Below are 17,306 nucleotides of genomic sequence, written 5' to 3'. Positions count from 1 at the left end.
TCGATGGAGAACCCCTGGCAGCTGTTCCTCGACTCGCTCGGGCCGATCGCCTGGGCGGGGCTGACGGCGACGGTGCCGCTCGCACTGGCATCGTTCACGCTGGGACTCGTCATCGCCATCGGCATCGCGCTGATGCGGATCTCCGTGAACCCGATCCTCTCTGGCGTCGCGCGGTTCTACATCTCGGTGATCCGGGGGACGCCGCTGCTGGTGCAGCTGTTCGTGATCTTCTACGGCATGCCGTCGATCGGGATCACGATCGATCCATGGCCGAGCGCGATCATCGCGCTGTCGCTCAATGTCGGCGGCTACGGCGCCGAGGTGGTGCGTGCGGCCATCCTCTCCGTCCCGCAGGGGCAGTGGGAGGCCGCGTACACCGTGGGGATGAACCGCACGCGCACGCTCACGCGCATCATCCTGCCGCAGGCGGCGCGGGTGTCGGTGCCGCCGCTGTCGAACACGTTCATCTCCCTCGTGAAGGACACCTCGCTCGCGTCGCTGATCCTCGTGACCGAGCTGTTCAAGGTGGCCCAGCAGATCGCGTCGACGACCTACGAGTTCATGGTGCTCTACCTCGCCGCGGCGCTGGTCTACTGGGTGTTCTGCCTGGTGCTGTCATTCGGGCAGAGCGCCCTCGAGAGGAGGCTCGACAGTCGTGTCGCGCACTGACAACACTTCAGAGGCTCTGCTCACCGCCCGTGGCCTGCACAAGAGCTTCGGTGACAACGAGGTGCTCCGCGGCATCGATCTGACTCTGCACCGTGGCGAGGTCGTCGTGCTCATCGGCCCCAGCGGCTCGGGTAAGACGACCGTGCTCCGTGCGCTCAACGGGCTCGAGACACCGGACGCCGGCACGATCGTGGTCGCGGGCGGGCCGGAGATCGACTTCGCGCCCGCCGTGCAGCCGAAGCCCCGCGTGCAGAAGCAGAAGCGACTCGCGCTGCGCGACCGTTCCGCGATGGTGTTCCAGCACCACAATCTCTTCCCGCACCTAACGGTGCTCGAGAACGTCATCGAGGGGCCGTGGCGGGTGCAGGGGCGTCCGAAGGCCGAGGTGGTGGCCGAGGCGCTCGCGCTGCTCGACCGGGTCGGTTTGGCCGACAAGGCGGATGCCCGCCCGCACCAACTCTCCGGAGGGCAGCAGCAGCGCGTGGGAATCGTGCGCGCGCTCGCGCTCAAGCCCGACCTGCTGCTGTTCGACGAGCCGACCAGTGCGCTCGATCCGGAACTCGTCGGCGAAGTGCTGCTCGTGATCAAGGAGCTCGCGGACGAGAACTGGACCATGGCGGTCGTCACCCACGAGCTGAGCTTCGCGCGCGAAGCCGCCGATCACGTGCTGTTCATGGACGGCGGCGTCGTCGTGGAGCAGGGGCCGCCGGCCGAGATCTTCAGCGCGCCGAAGCACGAGCGCACGAAGCGTTTCCTCACCCGCATCATGCGTCCGCTCGACGGCGTCTGATCGCGCTCGGTCCTCGCCCTGCGCGTCGATCGGTGGCAGGATGCCCTCGTGGGAACCATCGACGACTACCTGGCAGAGCTCACCACGGCGGATCGTGAGGCGATCGATCGGGTCTACGCGGTCGCGCGTCAGGAGGCGCCGGAGTCCGAGCAGGGCAAGGGCTACGGCATGCCCGCGCTCGTGCACGGCGGCAAGCCGCTGCTCTCGGTGATGCGCGCCAAGAAGCACATCGGCATCTACCCGTTCAGCCCGGATGCCGTCGCGGCCGTCGCGGACGATCTGGAGGGGCATCCCGGCGTCAGCGTCGACAAAGGCACCATCCGCTTCCAACCCGAGCATCCGATCCCACACGCCGTGCTCGAGAGCCTCGTCCGCGCCCGGCTCGCGCAGATAGACAGCGTCTGACTCCGCTCAGATTCCTAGCACCGGCAGCACGAGGCTGATCGCGATCGCGATCATGATCACGGCGATCACGGCGTCGAGGATGCGCCACGACCGCGGGGTGCGCAACCAGCGCCCCAGATAGCGGGCGCCGAACCCCAGCGCCGTGAACCACAGGATGCTGGCGGCGATCGCCCCGCCCGCGAACAGCCAGCGCTCGTCGCCGTGGGTGGCCGCGATCGATCCGAGCATCAGCACGGTGTCGAGATAGACGTGAGGGTTGAGCCAGGTCAGCGCGAGCGTCGTCAGGATCACGGGTGTCAACCGCGTGCGAGTGAGCGTCGCCGTCACGCCGCTCGATGCGAGCGATGCGGAGGGCGAGGAGTCGGAGGTCTCGACGACCAGCTCCTCACCTCCACGCCAGGCCCGGCGTGCGGCCAGGATGCCATAGGTCAGCAGGAACAGCGCCCCCGCCCATCGTGCGACGACCACCAGCCACGGCGCGGCGGAGATCACGAAGCCGAGCCCGGCGACGCCCGCCGCGATCAGCGCTGCGTCGGAGAGCGCGCAGATGGCCACGACGGCGAGGACGTGCTCGCGGCGGATCCCCTGACGCAGCACGAAGACGTTCTGCGCGCCGATGGCGACGATGAGGGAGAGACCGAGGCCGAGGCCGGCGAGAACCGTGAGCATGGATACAGCCTAGGAACGGCCGGACATCAAGAGAAGCGAAGATTTCTACCGAACCATTAGCATCGCTGATGTGCGAATCGATCCCGAACTCGCGGCCACCCTCGCCGCCATCGTCGACGAGGGGACACTGGATGCCGCCTCGAGGCGACTGCAGATCACTCCTTCCGCGGTGAGTCAGCGGTTGAAGACTCTCGAGCAGCAGCTGGGGCGCATCCTGGTCGTGCGCACCAAGCCCGCACGGCTGACGCAGGCGGGGGAGGCGGTCGTCCGCCTGGCGCGGCAGGTCGCTCTGCTGGAGCATGATGCGCTGGCCGGCGTGGGTATCGACGAGGCCGGCGCGGCGCGCAGGATCAGCATCCCCCTCGCGGTCAACGCCGACTCGATGGCGACCTGGTTCCTCGCTCCGCTCGCGCGCCTGTCCGCCGCGCACGACATCGACTTCGACCTGCATCGCGATGACCAGAACTTCACCGCGCGTCTCCTGGAATCGGGGACGGTGATGGCGGCCGTCACGAGCGAGGAGACTCCGGTCTCCGGCTGCTCCGTGTCGCCGCTCGGAGTGCTCGAGTATCGGGCGATGGCAGAGCCGGGGTTCGCCGCCCGATGGTTCCCGAAGGGAGTGACATCGACCGCGTTGACGGCCGCGCCGTTCGTCGACTTCGACCGTCGAGATACGCTGCAGCACGAATGGCTCAGGGCGATGTCGGTCGCGCAGGAGGGCGTGCCGCGGCACTACGTCCCGGCATCCCATGACTACGCCCTCGCCGTCACCCTGGGGCTCGGTTGGGGGATGGTGCCGTTGTTGCAGGAGTCGGCTGGGCTCGTGCCGTTGGGGGGACCGACCCTGCGCGTGCAGCTCTATTGGCAGCAGTGGAACCTGCGCTCGGAGTTGCTCGACACGATCGCCGCGGAGGTCGCCACCGAGGCCCGGCGCGTGCTCGGCGGCGCCCCGATCACTCGGCGGCGGACGAACCCGGCGTCACGCCCGAACCGAGGGCGTGCAGCAGCCGGGTGAGGTTGCCGATGTCGGTGAGGCTCCACTGCTCGAGCGTGCGCAGCAGCAGGCCCTCCTGCGGCAGTCGAGCCGCTGACAACCGCTCCGTGCCGAGGGGCGTGAGCTCCAGGAGGGACGAACGGCCGTCGGCGGGGTCGGCGGTGCGCTCGATCAGACCGAGTTCCTCCAGCTCGCGCACCGTGCGGCTGACCTGTCCCTTGTCCATGAGCATCCGCTCGGACAGCGTCGACACGGTCACCCGTTCGCATCGGGCGATCGTCGTGAAGATCTTGTAGGCGCCGGGCAGCAGACCGGGGCTCACCCGATGGGCGTTCTCGGTGATGACGCGGCGGAAGTGCGTGATCAGCTCACTGAACTCCGCCTCGAGGGCGCGGACCGCTTCGGCCCGCGCCTCCGGGGTGTCGATGTCTTTCTCAGCGTCGGGCATCGGAGGCGCCGTCCCCACGGTCACCTGCGCGGTCGACGACCGTCACGGTACCGGTCGTCGGGGCACCGGAGAGCGCAGTCGCGTCGGCGATCGCCACGTCGACCGCGCCGTCGACGCTGCCGTCGACGGGCTTCTTCTTCGCGGCGTCCGCCTGGGCGCGCTCCGTCGTGGTCATCGTCGTCAGCGGTCGGTTCGGCAGGAACAGGATCGCGATGAGGCTGATCACCGCGAGCGGGATGCCGATCAGGAACGCGTGCGAGATGGCCTGGGCGTAGAAGTCCTCGATGATCGAGCGCACCGGTTCCGGGAGGAGTCGGACCTCCGGCAGTGTTCCGCTGGAGAGCTGTGCGGCGACTTCGGCGCCCTTGTCGCCGAGCTGGGCGATCGCTGCCCCGATGCGCTCCTTGCCGTCGCTGAACAGACCGGTGAGGCTGTTCGCGAGCACGGCGCCCATGACGGAGACGCCGATCGTGCCGCCGAGGCTGCGGAAGAAGGTCACGCCCGAGCTCGCAACGCCCATCTCGCTGGGCTTCGCGACGTTCTGCACGATGAGCACGAGATTCTGCATGGTCATGCCGACGCCCGCGCCCATCACGAACATGTAGATCGAGACGAGGACGAAGTTCGTGTCGTAGTGCAACGTGGACAGCATCACGGAGCCCGCGATCAGCAGCACGGACCCGAGGATCAGGTAGCCCTTCCACTTGCCGAAACGGGTGACGAGCTGGCCGATGACCATCGACGAGATCAGGAGGCCGGCCATCATCGGCAGGGTCATGAGCCCGGCCTCGGTCGGCGTCGCACCGCGGGAGAGCTGCATGTACTGCGCGAGGTACACCGAGGTGCCGAACATCGCGACGCCGATCGAGATCGACGCGAGCACCGAGAGGGTGAAGGTGCGGCCGCGGAACAGCGTGAGCGGGATGAGCGGCTCGCGCACCTTGAGCTCGACGATGATGAAGGCGATGGCCGAGACGATGGCGCCGCCGACCATGAGCACGGTCTCGGTGCTCCACCAGTCGAACGTCGAGCCGGCGTTGGTGATCCAGATGAGGATCAGCGAGACGGCGGCCGACAGCAGCACGATGCCGAAGTAGTCGATCGACACCTTGCGGGTGCGCTCGGTGCTGATGTGCAGAGTCTTCTGCAGGATGATCAGTGCGGCCACGGCGAAGGGGAGGGCGACGAAGAAGTTCCAGCGCCAGTTGGCGACGTCGGTGATCCATCCGCCGAGCAGCGGACCGCCCACGGTGGCGACAGCCATCACGGCACCGAACAGACCCATGTAGCGGCCGCGCTCGCGCGGGCTGATGATGTCGGCCATGATGACCTGGCTGAGGGCGGCGAGCCCACCGCCGCCGATGCCCTGGATGGCGCGGAAGGCGATGAGGGTGTTGGTGTCCTGCGCGAATCCGGCCGCAGCGGTCGCTCCGACGAAGACGATGATCGCGATCTGGATCAGCAGCTTGCGATTGAACAGGTCGGCGAGCTTGCCCCAGATCGGGGTCGAGATCGCGGTGGTGAGGAGCGTCGCCGTGATGACCCAGGTGTAGGCGGCCTGGTCGCCGCCGAGGTCGTGCACGATGACCGGCATCGAGGTGGAGACCACCGTGGTGGCGATCATCGAGACGAACATGCCGAGGAGGAGGCCGGTGAGGGCTTCGAGCACCTGGCGATGCGTCATCTTGACGGGAGAATCCGTGGTCATGCGTGACCTTTCGCAGAAGGGTGGTGGAGATGCTGCGACAGCTCTGGCGCGCACGAGATGGTTGAACTGCGTCAACTATACGCTGATCGTTGATATACGTCAACGATCTTAGAGAGGGATTCGGATCTGCGCGGGATGAGCGAATGTCGTGCGCGAAATCGCCTTGTTCTGCGGATGAGGCGGGGAGAGGATGGCGCAAACGCGCGGATGCGGGGTCGTTGAGGGGCGACCGGACGACAGGCATTCGCGTGGTTCACGAATTCCTGAGGGGGAAGCGACATGGCAACCAAGGCAACCCAGCGCAAGGTCCTGGCGGTACTGGCCGGTGGACTCGTGCTCGGCATCGGCACCGCAGTGACGCTCGCGGTCTGGAACGACTCCGAGTTCGCGAACGGCACGTTCACCGCGGGCGCATTCAATCTGCAGGGGTCCACCGACGGCACCGCGTACGCCGACCACAACTCCGCCGGCACCGCGGCGACTCTCGCCTTCACCCTGCCGGCGGGGCTCGTGGGCAACATGTCGCCGACGAGTTCGGTCTACGCCGGATTCTGGGTGCGCCTCGCAGCCGGCACCACGAGCGGAGCGAACCTCGTCGCCGACGGCACGACGGCCGACCCCGCCGCGAGTTCGAACACCGGTCATCTGTCGTACTCGATCTACCAGCTCGCGCCGGGCGCCACGTGCAACGCGGCGAGTGCCACGGGCACGCCCATCGCGACCGGAGCGACGCTCGATGTGCAGACCGGCGTGACGCAGGTTCCGCTCACGGCCGGCGGCACCTCGGCCGTGCCCGGCACAGCGGTGCAGCTGTGTTTCAAGGTGACGGCGGATGCGTCGCTCACGCCGAGCCTGGTGACCAACGCCACCTGGAAGTTCACGGCCACGTCGACGAACTGAGCATGTGATGGTCACCCGCAGAGATGTGCGGGAGAGGCGGCGGCTGCGCTCCCGTCGGCTGAGAGCCGTCCTCGCGGGCGGGCTCGTGCTCGGCATCGGCGTCGCCGCCACCCTCGCCGCCTGGAATGACTCCGAGTACGGATCCGCCAGCTTCACGGCCGGGAGATTCGACATCGTCGGAGCGGTCGACGGTTCCACGTTCTCGAGCCACGCCACCACGGGCGCGGCGGCGACCCTGAACTTCCAGCTCGCGCCCACCGCGATGGCGCCGGGGAACGCGACGTATGCGCTGTTCAGCGTGAAGACGGCGAACCCCTCGGTGGCGGGAACCCTCCAGTTGACCGCGGGAACACCCGGCGGCACGGGGCTCGCGACGTATCTCACCTACGGTGTGCGCACCATCGCGGGCACCACCTGCAACGCGACCACGTACGCGGCGGGGACGGCCGTCGTCGCGGACGGGTCGGCGCTCACCGCCGGGGGGTCGGGGACGCAGGCGGTGACGGCGAACGGTGCGGCTCAGGTCAACTACTGCTTCGCGGTCACCCTCCCGACGACGGCCCCGAACGCCGCGCAGGGACTCTCGATGACGCAGACCTGGCAGCTCCTCGGAACGTCGTCGTAGGCGCGGATGGCAGGGAGGAGGACGAGATGACGACCCCCATGACGCGAAGGAGCCTGCGCGAGAAAGAGACGTCCCTCGCCGCGGTCGAACCCCACGCGACCGCGGCGAGGGTACATACCGGCATGCGGCCGGGGCGTGTGATCGGCGACGCGCTGCTCTGGATGGCTGCGGTCGCCGGGGCGATCTGCATCCTGCTCGTCGTGCTCGCCTTCACGGCGCAGATCACGCTCATCATGTTCCGCACCGGGTCGATGTCCCCGACGATCCCCGCGGGCTCCGTCGCGGTGGTGCAGCGCGTCCCGGCGACGGAGATCGAGGTCGGCGACGTCGTGACCGTCGACCGCGAAGGGGAGCTGCCGGTGACCCACCGCGTCACCACGATCGTCCAGGGTGCGAGCGCGGATGAACGGGTGATCACGATGCGTGGCGACGCGAACGCCGCAGACGATCCCTTCCCCTACCCTGTGACATCGGTGCGGAAGGTGCTGTTCTCCGTTCCCGGTATCGCGCTCGTCGTCGCGGGCATGGGGAACCCGATCGTGCTGGGAGCTCTGACAGTTGCGGCGACGTCGCTGGTCGTCTGGGCGTTCTGGCCGCGCGGGCAGCATCGGTCCGGGCGCGATCCCGACGGGAACGGGCCATGAGGCGCGCGCTCGCCGTCGTCCTGCTCTCCGTCCTCGCGGTCACGATGCCGGTGGTCACGATGCCGACGGCCGCATGGGGTGCGCCGACGACGCAGATCATCCAGGGGTCGGTCCTGCGCCTCGTCTCCGTCGCGGACTGGGCGGCAGCCGGCAGTCTGCTGCCGGGACAGCCGGTGGAATGGGACATCGCGGTGAGTGCCGATGCCCCGGATCCGGGGGCCGTGCGGATCGCGGTCAGCGCGACGGGTGATGCACAGCTGCTCCTCGACGCCGCCCTGTGCCTGCAGGAATGGACCGACGCCGGATGTCCCCATGGTGCCGCCACGCTTCGTACGGCGTGGAGCATCCCGCGCGACGGGGTCGAGATCCCGCTCGCACAGGTCGCCGACACCGAGACGGCGCATCTTCGCCTCGCGATCTTCCTGGATCCCTCCGGGGGTGCGGGTGCGGGCAGCACCGATGTGCGCGTGCACGCGCAGGGGGCGGGCGAGACGGTGATCGTGGGGTCGGACGGCGGCCTCGCGACGACGGGGCTGCCACCGGGCATGCCGTGGGCGGTCATGGCCGGCTCGGCGCTGGTGGCGTCGGGCATCGCACTCGCGGGTCGGCGTCGACGCGCGACATCAGAGACGCGGAGTCGACGATGAGGCGGCCGACGCGCGCACGCATCCTGGCAGGGGCCCTCGGCATCGTCGTGCTCGTCGGCGTCGCCTCGACGCCCGCTGTGCAGGTCACCGACGCCGCGTTCACCGACAGCGAGTATGCGACGCGCACGTTCACCGCGGCGACCCTGGCCGCCCCCGTGGTCACCTCGTGCACGGTGACGAGCTTCCTCGGCACGTTCACCGGCTTCACGATCACGTGGACATCGCCCTACCTGACCGTGCAGCAGCGGCTGTCGATCAACAACGTCGTCGTCGACAACAGCAACGTCACGCAGAGCGGATCCGGCCCCTACACCTACTCGTCCACGATCAGCTCCGGATTGCTGAACACGCTGCTGGGGAGTCTTCTCGGATCGTCCAACGCGGTGAAGGTCGAGACGATCTACGCGGGAACGTCGTGGGTCTCACCGGCCGCGACACGCACGCTCTCGGTCGGTGGTCTGCTCGGTCTCGGTGGCAACAACACCTGCACGTGAGGCCCGGCTCGGCCCCGGCGGGGGCAGATCAGTCGGCGAGGGCCAGCGCGCGGAACGCGTCGCGTTCACGGAGCTGTTCGCGCCGGCTCGCGGCGGCATCCATCACCCGGCTCGGAACCTGCTGGCCGGTGGTGCGTCGGTAGAGCTCATCGATGAGATCCGTGGCGAGGCCGACGAGTTTCGCGATCTCGCGGTCGTCGCGGTCGATCCACACGCAGCGCGGCTCATCGTGGATCGGGGCGAAGTCGACGTGCTCTTCCCAGACGAACAGGGTCCGCTCGGCACCGAGCACGTGCTGCTGCCACCACACCTGACGGAGGTAGGTGCGCGGGATACCCCGGAACGCCTTGTTCGTGGTCTTGATCTCGGCGAGCTTCACGCGTCCGTCGGCGTCGACCGCGATGCCGTCGGGGGTGGCCAGGTGTCGGTGCTCGACCTCGGCGCGGAACAGTGCGGAGGAGGGAAGGATGCCATGGGTGGCCGCGACCCATGCCGCGATCTCGGGCTCGCGTCGTCGACCATGATCGGTGTAGGCGTTGCCGCCGAAGCGGGGTCCGCCGCCGAGCTTGGAGTCGGCCGCGCGGGCGATCGACTTCTCCGAGGTGAGACCTGCCACGTCGGTGGCCGTGATGCCCCGCGAGCGCGCACGCAACCATGCCACGCGGTCGCGGGAGTCCGCGACGATGCGTGCAGAGAGTTCCGGGGTCACCCTTCGACCCTAACCCCGCGCGCCGACCCTCCCTCCCGTACACGCCGCCCTCCCGCCCCCTGCCCCCCGCGCCGCCCGCCCTCGCCCCGCCCCTCCCCGTCGCTCCCTGCCTCGTTTCGCCGTCGAGTGCACGGCATCTCGTCGAGCGCACGGGACCTGTACGTGAGTACGCCGTCCATTCGGCGACATCCCGTGCACGCGACGAGCGTGCCAGTGCTCCTGCACATTCGCAGAACGGACGAGGAAACGGAGGGACGGCGGGGGAGGGTGGGGAAAGAGGGAAAGTGAGGGGTGGCGAGAGGCAACCATGGGGCATGCCGCACGTATCACCCGCTCTTACTCAGCTCGTCCGCTCGCGCGCAGACCTCCTCCAACACGGATGGACGGATCGGAGGATCACCGCTGCCGTGCGGGAAGGAGAGCTTTTCGCCTTCCGCCGTGGATGGTTCATGTCTTCGACTGCTCGGGAGAATCTGTGGCCGGAGCAGAGGCACCACGCCCATGTCATCGCGGTGGCGCGCGACGCACGGGGGCCAGCCGTGATGTCGCACGCGTCCGCCGCCGTGCTCTGGGGTTTGCCGCTCTACGCGATGCGGCCCGCCCGCGTGCACATGACGACGGCGACGCCGAGGCGCATCTCGAGTGCACCGGATGTGTTCCGTCATGTCGCTCCTCTGCCGGCCGCCGACGTCACAGTGCGCGGCGGGATCCGATGCACGTCGTTGTCGCGAACGGTCTTCGATCTCATCCGCTCGCTGCCGGTGGCCGCGGCCGTCGCAGCGGCTGATGCGGCGGAGCGGCAGATTGCCGAGCGGCAATGGGAGTGGGACCTGGATGCTGTCGTCGCGTGGCGTCGTGGACTCGGCGAGAGGCTGAGCGAGGCCGGAGGTGCCCGGGGGATCCGTCAGGCACGGTGGGTGGCGGAGTTCGCCGATGGGCGGGCGCAGCTTCCCGGCGAGAGCGTGAGCCGACTGCAACTGCGCAGACTCGGCTTCGCCGACCCCGAGCTGCAGGTTCCGGTCGACGGACCGGACGGCACGCAGTACTTCGTCGACTTCGGGCTTACCGATGTCCGCAGCTTCGGCGAGTTCGATGGAAAGACCAAATACCTCGATGAAGCGCTGCGCTCGGAGCGCACGCTCGAGCAGGTGCTGTTGGCAGAGAAGCAGCGAGAGGACTGGATCCGGGGTCGAACCCGTTGGGGCTTCGCGCGGTGGGGGTCTGAGCACATCGCAACCCCCGCCGCCTTGGCTACACGCCTCTCTTCCTTCCACATCACCCCACCCTGAGTCGCCCCGCTGCCAGGCTGTCGCGTCGAGTGCACGGGATCTCGCCGAGCGCACGGCAACTTCGTGCTGGGAACCCGTGCACTCGTTGAGATCCGGTGCGCTCGGCGGAGGGCGGAGAGGCGGAGGGCGGAGGGTGGAGGGAGGGGGATTTGGGGGAGCGGGGCGGGTGGGGTACAGTTATGTCGAACCGAAGACCGCTGGTCATCGTCGTGTGCGCAAGCATGCAGCGATCGAAGCTCTGCATAGCAGGGGCCCGCGCAGGCCACGAACTCTCAAAGCTCCGTGCGCTTGCGCCGGAGCTTTTTCTCTTGCAGGTGGTCCAGGTCGGCGCCTCACCACCGTGCGGCGCCTCGTACACACCAAGGAGTGACCATGGCGCAGAAGGATGCATCGGTCGCCGAGCTCACGAAGTCATTCGAGAACTCGACTGCCGTTCTGCTGACCGAGTACCGCGGTCTGACGGTTGCCCAGCTCAAGGAGCTGCGCAACAGCATCCGTCAGGACGCTGAGTACGCCGTGGTGAAGAACACGCTGACCAAGATCGCCGCCAACAAGGCTGGCATCTCCGCGCTGGACGACGACCTCAAGGGTCCGTCGGCTGTCGCGTTCGTGCACGGTGACTTCGTCGCCACCGCCAAGGCTCTGCGTGACTTCGCCAAGGCCAACCCGCTTCTCGTGATCAAGTCCGGCATCTTCGAGGGCAACGCCCTCACCGCGGACGAGGTCAACAAGTACGCCGCGCTCGAGAGCCGTGAGGTTCTGCTGGCGAAGGCTGCGGGCATGATGAAGGCGACGATGGGCAAGGCTGCCGCCACCATCGATGCTCTTCGCGAAAAGCTGGAGACCGCAGAGGCCGCGTGAGCGACCTGCGATCTCGTCTACAAACCCCATCTATCTAGGAGATACATCATGGCGAAGCTTTCCACCGAGGAACTGCTCGAGCAGTTCGCCGGCCTGACCCTCATCGAGCTCAACGAGTTCGTGAAGGCGTTCGAGGAGAAGTTCGAGGTCACCGCTGCTGCTCCCGTCGCCGTCGCCGGTGCCGCGGGTGGCGCAGGCGCTGCTGAGGCTGAGGAAGAGAAGGACTCCTTCGACGTCATCCTCGAGGCTGCTGGCGACAAGAAGATCCAGGTCATCAAGACCGTCCGCGAGCTCACCTCGCTGGGTCTCGGCGAGGCCAAGGCTGTCGTCGACGGTGCCCCGAAGGCCGTCCTTGAGGGCGCCAACAAGGAGACCGCCGAGAAGGCCAAGGCTGCTCTCGAAGAGGCAGGCGCCACGGTTACCCTCAAGTAATCGCGACGCTCACGCGTTTCTCGTCGAAGGCCCCGGGTTCGCCCCGGGGCCTTCGTGCGTTCCGGGTGGTTTCCGCCGTTGCCGACGCTTCCCGGGGCTGTCCTCCCGGTGCACCCAGGAGCCCGGGCCGCGGCCCGGCCTGCATCCCGGCATGCTGCGAAGTCAGCGCGGAGGAGCCGTCGAGCTGCGCACGACGAGGGCCGACGCCGCGTAGATGCGCTCCAGCGGTGCGTCGGGGTGCTCCATCCGCTGCGTCAGGAGGCGCACCGCCTCATGTCCCTGGTCGCGCGGTGACTGTCCGATCGTGGTCAGCGCGAACATGTCGGCGTGTTCGTGATCATCGATGCCGACGACGCTGAGCTCGGTCGGCACGGCGATTCCGAGTCGCCGCGCGGCGATGATCGCCCCGATCGCGGCTTCATCGCACACTCCCACGATCGCCGTCGGCCTCCGCCGTCGGTCTCCCAGCAGTCCCGCTGCCGCGGTGTACCCGCCGGGCATCGTCGGAGACCCGCCGGCGACGCGCGCATGAGCCGCGATTCCGGCCGCCTGCAATGCGCCGCGATAACCCTCCAGCCGCTGCGCGTCACCGTAGCTCAGCGTGGCCGCGTCCGTCGATCCGCCGACGAAGGCGATGTCGGTGTGCCCGAGCTCGATGAGGTGCTCGGTCGCGATGCGCGCGGCGGCCGTGTCGTCGATCGACACCGCGCTGGAACCCTCGCTGTACGGGCCGACGCTCACGAGCGGCCGCCCGGTCTGCTGCAGGCGCTCGAGCTCCCGGGCGCTCGGCTGGATGCCGACCGCGATGATCCCGTCGAACCGCCGGCCGGGGAGCACGCTCTCGAACAGTCGCTCCCTGGTCTGCGACCCTTCCGGCACGCCGTAGAGCGACAGGTCGTAGTCGAGGGCGAAGAGCGATTCCTGCACGCCGGCGAGCAGCTCGGCGAAGAACCATCGGTCCACGGGCGGCATCACGACGCCCACTGTCTGCGTGCGCCCGGTGGCCAGGCTCGTCGCGGAGGAGTGGGCGACATAGGAGAGATCGCGAGCGGCGTCCTCGACGCGCTGCCGGGTGGTCTCCGACACGTACCCGCGGCCGCTCAGGGCGCGACTGGCGGTGGCCTTCGATACGCCGGCACGCGACGCGACGTCCGCGATCGTGCTCATCGGTCCTCCTCGACCTGATCACGCAGCTGCGTGGCCCCGACGCGGGGGTGCGCGCCGCGTCAAATCGTAGTCGCCGGCATCCGAAAAAGGAACCGGTTCCAGAGCGGAAGCGAGGGAGCGCTCCCACGTCGGGGGTGCGAGCACGTCGAATGGTTGCGAGCTTGTGACCCTAGCGTGTTGTGCGGGGGTGCGCATGGCCAGTAGGTTGGCCTGGAATCGGTTCCCTAACGATGCCCCGGGGTGGCGTCGCACCAGCCGGGAACCTGTACTCGAAGAGGAGAATTCACATGGCTCTGTCACAGCGTTCCCGGCGTTACGCGCCGCTCGCCCTGCTGGGGGTCGCGGGCATCGCGCTCGCCGGATGCGGGGCTCCCGGAGGGGCACCGGGCACCGACGGCGGCGATGGGGGCGATGCCACCGTCACCATCTACGGAACGATCGTCGATGACGAGGCGAAGCTCCTCCAGGAGTCCTGGAAGGACTGGGCCGACGAGAACGGCATCACGATCAAGTACGAGGGCAGCCAGGACTTCGAGACCCAGCTCGGCACGCGCGCCCAGGGCGGCAACCCGCCGGACATCGCGATCTTCCCGCAGCCGGGACTGTTCAAGGACTTCGCGGACCGCGACTACCTGAAGCCCGCACCCGAAGAGGTCGAGAAGAACGCCAACGAGTACTGGACCGAAGACTGGGTGAACTACGGCACCGTCGACGGCACCTTCTACGGCGCCCCGCTGATGGCGAACGTCAAGGGCTGGATCTGGTACTCGCCGGCGAAGTTCAAGGAGTGGGGCGTCGAGGTTCCCAAGACGCTCGACGAGATGACCGCCCTCACCGAGAAGATCCAGGCGACCACCGGAACCCCCGCATGGTGCGCCGGCTTCGAATCGGGCACCGCGACCGGCTGGCCGGGAACGGACTGGATCGAGGACTACGTGCTGCGTCAGTCCGGACCGGACGTCTACGACCAGTGGGTCACGAACGAGGTCAAGTTCACCGACCCGCAGATCAAGCAGGCGTTCGACTCGGTCGGCGGCATCCTGCTCAACCCGGCCAACGTCAACGCCGGCTTCGGTGACGTGCGCTCCATCAACTCCACCGCGTTCGGAGATGTCGCTCCGAAGCTCGCCGGCGGCGAGTGCGCGCTGACCCACCAGGCCTCGTTCCTGTCGGGCTTCTTCCCCGACGGCACGAAGGTCGCGGAGGACGGCGACGTCTGGGCATTCATGCTGCCGGGCGAGACCGAGGGCGACACGGCCGTGACGGGTGCCGGTGAGATCGTCGGCGGGTTCAGCGACTCCGAGGCGACGCAGAAGGTGCTCGCGTACCTGTCCAGCCCTGAGTGGGCGAACAGCCGCGTCAGCCTCGGCGGCGTGACCTCCGCGAACAACGGCCTCGACCCCGCGAACGCGAAGGACCCGATCCTCCAGGAGACCATCAAGATCCTGCAGGACCCGGACACCACCTTCCGATTCGACGCGTCCGACCTGATGCCCGGTGCCGTCGGTGCCGGAACGTTCTGGAAGGGCATGGTCGCATGGGTCAACGGCACCTCGACCGATGAGGTGCTCACGCAGATCGAGACCGGCTGGCCGAGCAGCTGATCCAGCAGAGGGGCCGCCCCGCACCGGGGCGGCCCCTCTGACCCCACGGCGCGCACTCCGACGTGTGCGTCGATGATCCGGTCCGCGTGATGAAGGGGAATCCGTGAACGCGACTAATTTCTTCAAATGGATCGGCTCGCTCCCGCCGGTCCTGCAGGCCGTCGCCGTGGTCATCGCCTTCGCGGTGGTCGTGGCGATCATCCTGCTCCTGGTGGACATCGCTCCCCGTAGGGGGAAGGTCTACACGTTCGTCCGATTGGCGATGTGCCTGCTCATCCCGCTCGCGGTGATGTTCTTCTTCAACTCCTATTACTGGGCGATGGGAGTCGCCGTCGCCGTCGGCGCCTTGTTCTTCTGGCTCGACTACCGTTCCCGCGATGGCGCGGGATATCTGATCCAGCTCGTGGCCTTCATGGCTCCGGCGCTGCTGTTGCTGATCGTCGGTCTCGTCCTGCCGTCGATCCAGACGATGTTCTCGTCGTTCATGAACTCCTCGGGGAAGGAGTTCGTCGGCCTGTCGAACTACCTCTGGATCTTCACGCAATCCGACGGCATCACCGCCGTCATCAACACGATCATCTGGGTGCTCCTGGTTCCGACGGTCTCCACGATCGTCGGCCTCGCGTACGCCGTGTTCATCGATCGCACCCGGGGCGAGAAGATCTACAAGGTGCTGGTCTTCATGCCGATGGCCATCTCCTTCGTCGGGGCGAGCATCATCTGGCGATTCATCTACGAGTACCGTGGCCCGCAGTACGAGCAGATCGGTCTGCTCAACCAGCTCCTCGTGTGGTTCGGTGGCACGCCGCAGCAGTGGCTGCTCAATGAGCCGTGGAACAACCTGTTCCTGATCGTCGTGCTGATCTGGGTGCAGACCGGTTTCGCGATGGTGGTGCTGTCCGCATCGATCAAGGGCGTACCGGCGGAGCTGCTGGAAGCGGCCGAGCTGGACGGCGCGAACGCGTGGCAGCGGTTCATCTCGGTGACGGTCCCTGCGATCCGCCCGGCGCTCATCGTGGTGCTCACGACCATCTCGATCGCCTCGCTGAAGGTGTTCGACATCGTGCGCACGATGACCGCCGGCAACTACGGCACGTCGACCCTCGCGAACGAGATGTACACGCAGTTCTCGAAGTTCGAGGCGGGACGCAGTGCCGCGCTCTCCGTCATCCTGTTCATCCTGGTGTTGCCGATCGTGATCTACAACGCGCGCCAGATCAAGAAGCAGCGGGAGATCCGATGACCGACACCGTGAAGTCAGACGCCGCCGTCAGCACGCGCGCGATCACCACCGGCGGTGGGTTCGACGGCGCCGCCGGGCGCACCCGCAAGCGCCTGTCCCGTCCGTGGGCGTCGGTGGCGTCCATCGTCATCGCGTTTTTGTGGACGATTCCGACGCTCGGGCTGTTCATCTCGTCGTTCCGGCCGAGGGACCAGATCCAGACGACCGGCTGGTGGACCTTCTTCGCCGACCCGCAGGTCACGCTCGAGAACTACGTCGACGTGCTCCAGTCCGGCACGACGCAGCTCACGATCCTGGAGTCGTTCGTCAACTCGATCGCGATCACGATCCCCGCCACCATCGTGCCGCTGATGATCGCGTCCATGGCGGCCTATGCGTTCGCGTGGATCGACTTCAAGGGGCGCAACGCGCTGTTCATCTTCGTGTTCGCGCTGCAGATCGTGCCGATCCAGATGGCGCTGGTGCCACTGCTGAGCTCGTTCTCCCGAGGGATCAACCTCTTCGGGCTGCAGGTCACGACCCCGCTCGGTGCCTCCTCGGGCTATGCCCAGGTGTGGATCGCTCACTCGATGTTCGCTCTCCCCCTGGCGATCTACCTGCTGCACAACTTCATGTCGGAGATCCCCGGAGAGATCATCGAGGCCGCGCGCGTCGACGGTGCGTCCCGTGGGCAGATCTTCTTCCGCGTGGTGCTGCCTCTCACGATGCCGGCGATCGCTTCTGTCGCGATCTTCCAGTTCTTGTGGGTGTGGAACGATCTGCTCGTGGCGCTGGTGTTCGCCGACGGCGCCGCGGCGCCCATCACGAAGCTGTTGGCCGAGATCACGGGCACGAGAGGAAACGACTGGTACCTGCTCACGGCGGGCGCCTTCGTGTCGATCATCGTGCCGCTGATCGTCTTCTTCGCACTGCAGCGCTACTTCGTCCGCGGCCTGCTGGCGGGATCGACGAAGGGCTAGCGGTACGGATCCGCTTCATCGACGACGCCGCGCCGACCTGAGGAGGTCG

20 protein-coding genes are annotated in these 17,306 nt (G+C 67.7%); 15 read left to right on the top strand and 5 right to left on the bottom strand.

Annotated elements, in window-relative coordinates:
- Positions 1-3: 3 nt before the first annotated feature.
- The 3 genes from MST3598_RS13810 to MST3598_RS13800 are packed head-to-tail and all read left to right on the top strand — an operon-like array spanning position 4 to position 1,864.
- A complete protein-coding gene (locus MST3598_RS13810) occupies positions 4-669 on the top strand; it encodes an amino acid ABC transporter permease (RefSeq protein WP_029258908.1) in 666 nt (221 codons plus the stop codon).
- Entirely contained in the window at positions 656-1,459 is an 804-nt protein-coding gene (locus MST3598_RS13805; protein ID WP_029258907.1) for an amino acid ABC transporter ATP-binding protein, read from the top strand. The genes MST3598_RS13810 and MST3598_RS13805 overlap by 14 nt, the downstream gene beginning before the upstream one ends.
- Before the next feature lie 48 nt (positions 1,460-1,507).
- Positions 1,508-1,864: an iron chaperone gene (locus tag MST3598_RS13800; protein WP_029258906.1), complete on the top strand. Its 357-nt coding sequence runs from the start codon at positions 1,508-1,510 to the stop codon at positions 1,862-1,864.
- A gap of 6 nt (positions 1,865-1,870) precedes the next feature.
- Here the strand turns inward: MST3598_RS13800 and MST3598_RS13795 are convergent, their stop codons facing one another.
- On the bottom strand, positions 1,871-2,533 hold the full coding sequence (locus MST3598_RS13795) for a LysE/ArgO family amino acid transporter (protein ID WP_029258905.1): 663 nt from the start codon (positions 2,531-2,533) through the stop codon (positions 1,871-1,873).
- Between the two features lie 70 nt (positions 2,534-2,603).
- On the opposite strand from MST3598_RS13795, the gene MST3598_RS13790 reads away from it, so the two are divergent.
- Positions 2,604-3,548, top strand: coding sequence for a LysR family transcriptional regulator ArgP (locus MST3598_RS13790; RefSeq protein ID WP_029258904.1), 945 nt, complete (start codon positions 2,604-2,606; stop codon positions 3,546-3,548).
- Here the strand turns inward: MST3598_RS13790 and MST3598_RS13785 are convergent.
- The gene (locus MST3598_RS13785) at positions 3,487-3,975 is read right to left on the bottom strand and encodes a MarR family winged helix-turn-helix transcriptional regulator (protein WP_029258903.1); all 489 of its coding nucleotides are present in this window, start codon (positions 3,973-3,975) and stop codon (positions 3,487-3,489) included. The two genes, MST3598_RS13790 and MST3598_RS13785, sit on opposite strands and share 62 nt — an antisense overlap.
- Complete coding sequence (locus MST3598_RS13780; protein ID WP_029258902.1) at positions 3,962-5,683, bottom strand: MDR family MFS transporter; 1,722 nt, start codon at positions 5,681-5,683, stop codon at positions 3,962-3,964. The genes MST3598_RS13785 and MST3598_RS13780 overlap by 14 nt, the downstream gene beginning before the upstream one ends.
- Before the next feature lie 279 nt (positions 5,684-5,962).
- Here MST3598_RS13780 and MST3598_RS13775 point away from each other — a divergent pair, with 279 nt between their 5' ends.
- The 5 genes from MST3598_RS13775 to MST3598_RS13755 are packed head-to-tail and all read left to right on the top strand — an operon-like array spanning position 5,963 to position 8,993.
- Positions 5,963-6,583 carry a SipW-dependent-type signal peptide-containing protein gene (locus MST3598_RS13775; RefSeq protein WP_029258901.1) on the top strand — a complete coding sequence of 207 codons (621 nt, stop codon included), beginning with the start codon at positions 5,963-5,965 and terminating at the stop codon, positions 6,581-6,583.
- A 7-nt stretch (positions 6,584-6,590) separates the two neighbouring features.
- On the top strand, positions 6,591-7,208 hold the full coding sequence (locus MST3598_RS13770; protein WP_029258900.1) for a SipW-dependent-type signal peptide-containing protein: 618 nt from the start codon (positions 6,591-6,593) through the stop codon (positions 7,206-7,208).
- 26 nt (positions 7,209-7,234) lie between these two features.
- A complete protein-coding gene (locus MST3598_RS13765) occupies positions 7,235-7,852 on the top strand; it encodes a signal peptidase I (RefSeq protein ID WP_029258899.1) in 618 nt (205 codons plus the stop codon).
- Positions 7,849-8,499: a hypothetical protein gene (locus tag MST3598_RS13760; RefSeq protein ID WP_029258898.1), complete on the top strand. Its 651-nt coding sequence runs from the start codon at positions 7,849-7,851 to the stop codon at positions 8,497-8,499. Before MST3598_RS13765 ends, MST3598_RS13760 begins: the two co-directional genes overlap by 4 nt.
- Positions 8,496-8,993, top strand: a complete 498-nt coding sequence (locus tag MST3598_RS13755) for a hypothetical protein (protein ID WP_021201050.1) — start codon at positions 8,496-8,498, stop codon at positions 8,991-8,993. Before MST3598_RS13760 ends, MST3598_RS13755 begins: the two co-directional genes overlap by 4 nt.
- A gap of 28 nt (positions 8,994-9,021) precedes the next feature.
- On the opposite strand, the gene MST3598_RS13750 is transcribed toward MST3598_RS13755, so the two are convergent.
- On the bottom strand, positions 9,022-9,702 hold the full coding sequence (locus MST3598_RS13750; protein ID WP_029267314.1) for a YqaJ viral recombinase family protein: 681 nt from the start codon (positions 9,700-9,702) through the stop codon (positions 9,022-9,024).
- A gap of 449 nt (positions 9,703-10,151) precedes the next feature.
- On the opposite strand from MST3598_RS13750, the gene MST3598_RS13745 reads away from it, so the two are divergent.
- The 3 genes from MST3598_RS13745 to rplL all read left to right on the top strand — a co-directional run bounded on the left by MST3598_RS13745 (position 10,152) and on the right by rplL (position 12,284).
- Positions 10,152-10,991 (top strand): hypothetical protein, encoded by an 840-nt coding sequence (locus MST3598_RS13745; protein WP_051670949.1) that lies wholly within the window; start codon positions 10,152-10,154, stop codon positions 10,989-10,991.
- Positions 10,992-11,363: 372 nt separating this feature from the next.
- Positions 11,364-11,852 carry a 50S ribosomal protein L10 gene (gene rplJ / locus MST3598_RS13740; protein ID WP_017829129.1) on the top strand — a complete coding sequence of 163 codons (489 nt, stop codon included), beginning with the start codon at positions 11,364-11,366 and terminating at the stop codon, positions 11,850-11,852.
- Between the two features lie 48 nt (positions 11,853-11,900).
- Positions 11,901-12,284, top strand: a complete 384-nt coding sequence (rplL, locus tag MST3598_RS13735) for a 50S ribosomal protein L7/L12 (protein WP_017829128.1) — start codon at positions 11,901-11,903, stop codon at positions 12,282-12,284.
- A gap of 162 nt (positions 12,285-12,446) precedes the next feature.
- Here rplL and MST3598_RS13730 read toward each other — a convergent pair whose 3' ends face one another.
- Positions 12,447-13,451: a LacI family DNA-binding transcriptional regulator gene (locus MST3598_RS13730; RefSeq protein ID WP_029258743.1), complete on the bottom strand. Its 1,005-nt coding sequence runs from the start codon at positions 13,449-13,451 to the stop codon at positions 12,447-12,449.
- Between the two features lie 287 nt (positions 13,452-13,738).
- On the opposite strand from MST3598_RS13730, the gene MST3598_RS13725 reads away from it, so the two are divergent.
- From MST3598_RS13725 to MST3598_RS13715, 3 genes are all read left to right on the top strand, one after another.
- Entirely contained in the window at positions 13,739-15,055 is a 1,317-nt protein-coding gene (locus MST3598_RS13725) for an ABC transporter substrate-binding protein (RefSeq protein WP_021199172.1), read from the top strand.
- Positions 15,056-15,158: 103 nt separating this feature from the next.
- Positions 15,159-16,298: a carbohydrate ABC transporter permease gene (locus MST3598_RS13720; RefSeq protein WP_029258742.1), complete on the top strand. Its 1,140-nt coding sequence runs from the start codon at positions 15,159-15,161 to the stop codon at positions 16,296-16,298.
- The gene (locus MST3598_RS13715; protein WP_021199170.1) at positions 16,295-17,257 is read left to right on the top strand and encodes a carbohydrate ABC transporter permease; all 963 of its coding nucleotides are present in this window, start codon (positions 16,295-16,297) and stop codon (positions 17,255-17,257) included. Before MST3598_RS13720 ends, MST3598_RS13715 begins: the two co-directional genes overlap by 4 nt.
- Positions 17,258-17,306 lie beyond the last annotated feature (49 nt).

The organism is Microbacterium sp. TPU 3598, from assembly GCF_002356155.1.
Lineage (GTDB): Bacteria > Actinomycetota > Actinomycetes > Actinomycetales > Microbacteriaceae > Microbacterium > Microbacterium maritypicum_A.
The sequence above is the reverse complement of the archived record's forward strand: the minus strand, read 5'-3'. Positions and strand labels throughout refer to the sequence as shown.

Excerpts from the sequence above, each read along its gene's own strand:
- MST3598_RS13730 (WP_029258743.1), bottom strand. The coding sequence starts at position 13,451 with ATGAGCACGATCGCGGACGTCGCGTCGCGTGCCGGCGTATCGAAGGCC.
- MST3598_RS13725 (WP_021199172.1), top strand. The coding sequence starts at position 13,739 with ATGGCTCTGTCACAGCGTTCCCGGCGTTACGCGCCGCTCGCCCTGCTG.
- MST3598_RS13775 (WP_029258901.1), top strand. The coding sequence starts at position 5,963 with ATGGCAACCAAGGCAACCCAGCGCAAGGTCCTGGCGGTACTGGCCGGT.
- MST3598_RS13765 (WP_029258899.1), top strand. The coding sequence starts at position 7,235 with ATGACGACCCCCATGACGCGAAGGAGCCTGCGCGAGAAAGAGACGTCC.
- MST3598_RS13780 (WP_029258902.1), bottom strand. The coding sequence starts at position 5,683 with ATGACCACGGATTCTCCCGTCAAGATGACGCATCGCCAGGTGCTCGAA.
- MST3598_RS13755 (WP_021201050.1), top strand. The coding sequence starts at position 8,496 with ATGAGGCGGCCGACGCGCGCACGCATCCTGGCAGGGGCCCTCGGCATC.
- MST3598_RS13795 (WP_029258905.1), bottom strand. The coding sequence starts at position 2,533 with ATGCTCACGGTTCTCGCCGGCCTCGGCCTCGGTCTCTCCCTCATCGTC.
- rplL (WP_017829128.1), top strand. The coding sequence starts at position 11,901 with ATGGCGAAGCTTTCCACCGAGGAACTGCTCGAGCAGTTCGCCGGCCTG.
- MST3598_RS13745 (WP_051670949.1), top strand. The coding sequence starts at position 10,152 with ATGTCTTCGACTGCTCGGGAGAATCTGTGGCCGGAGCAGAGGCACCAC.
- MST3598_RS13715 (WP_021199170.1), top strand. The coding sequence starts at position 16,295 with ATGACCGACACCGTGAAGTCAGACGCCGCCGTCAGCACGCGCGCGATC.
- rplJ (WP_017829129.1), top strand. The coding sequence starts at position 11,364 with ATGGCGCAGAAGGATGCATCGGTCGCCGAGCTCACGAAGTCATTCGAG.
- MST3598_RS13760 (WP_029258898.1), top strand. The coding sequence starts at position 7,849 with ATGAGGCGCGCGCTCGCCGTCGTCCTGCTCTCCGTCCTCGCGGTCACG.
- MST3598_RS13785 (WP_029258903.1), bottom strand. The coding sequence starts at position 3,975 with ATGCCCGACGCTGAGAAAGACATCGACACCCCGGAGGCGCGGGCCGAA.
- MST3598_RS13810 (WP_029258908.1), top strand. The coding sequence starts at position 4 with ATGGAGAACCCCTGGCAGCTGTTCCTCGACTCGCTCGGGCCGATCGCC.
- MST3598_RS13770 (WP_029258900.1), top strand. The coding sequence starts at position 6,591 with ATGGTCACCCGCAGAGATGTGCGGGAGAGGCGGCGGCTGCGCTCCCGT.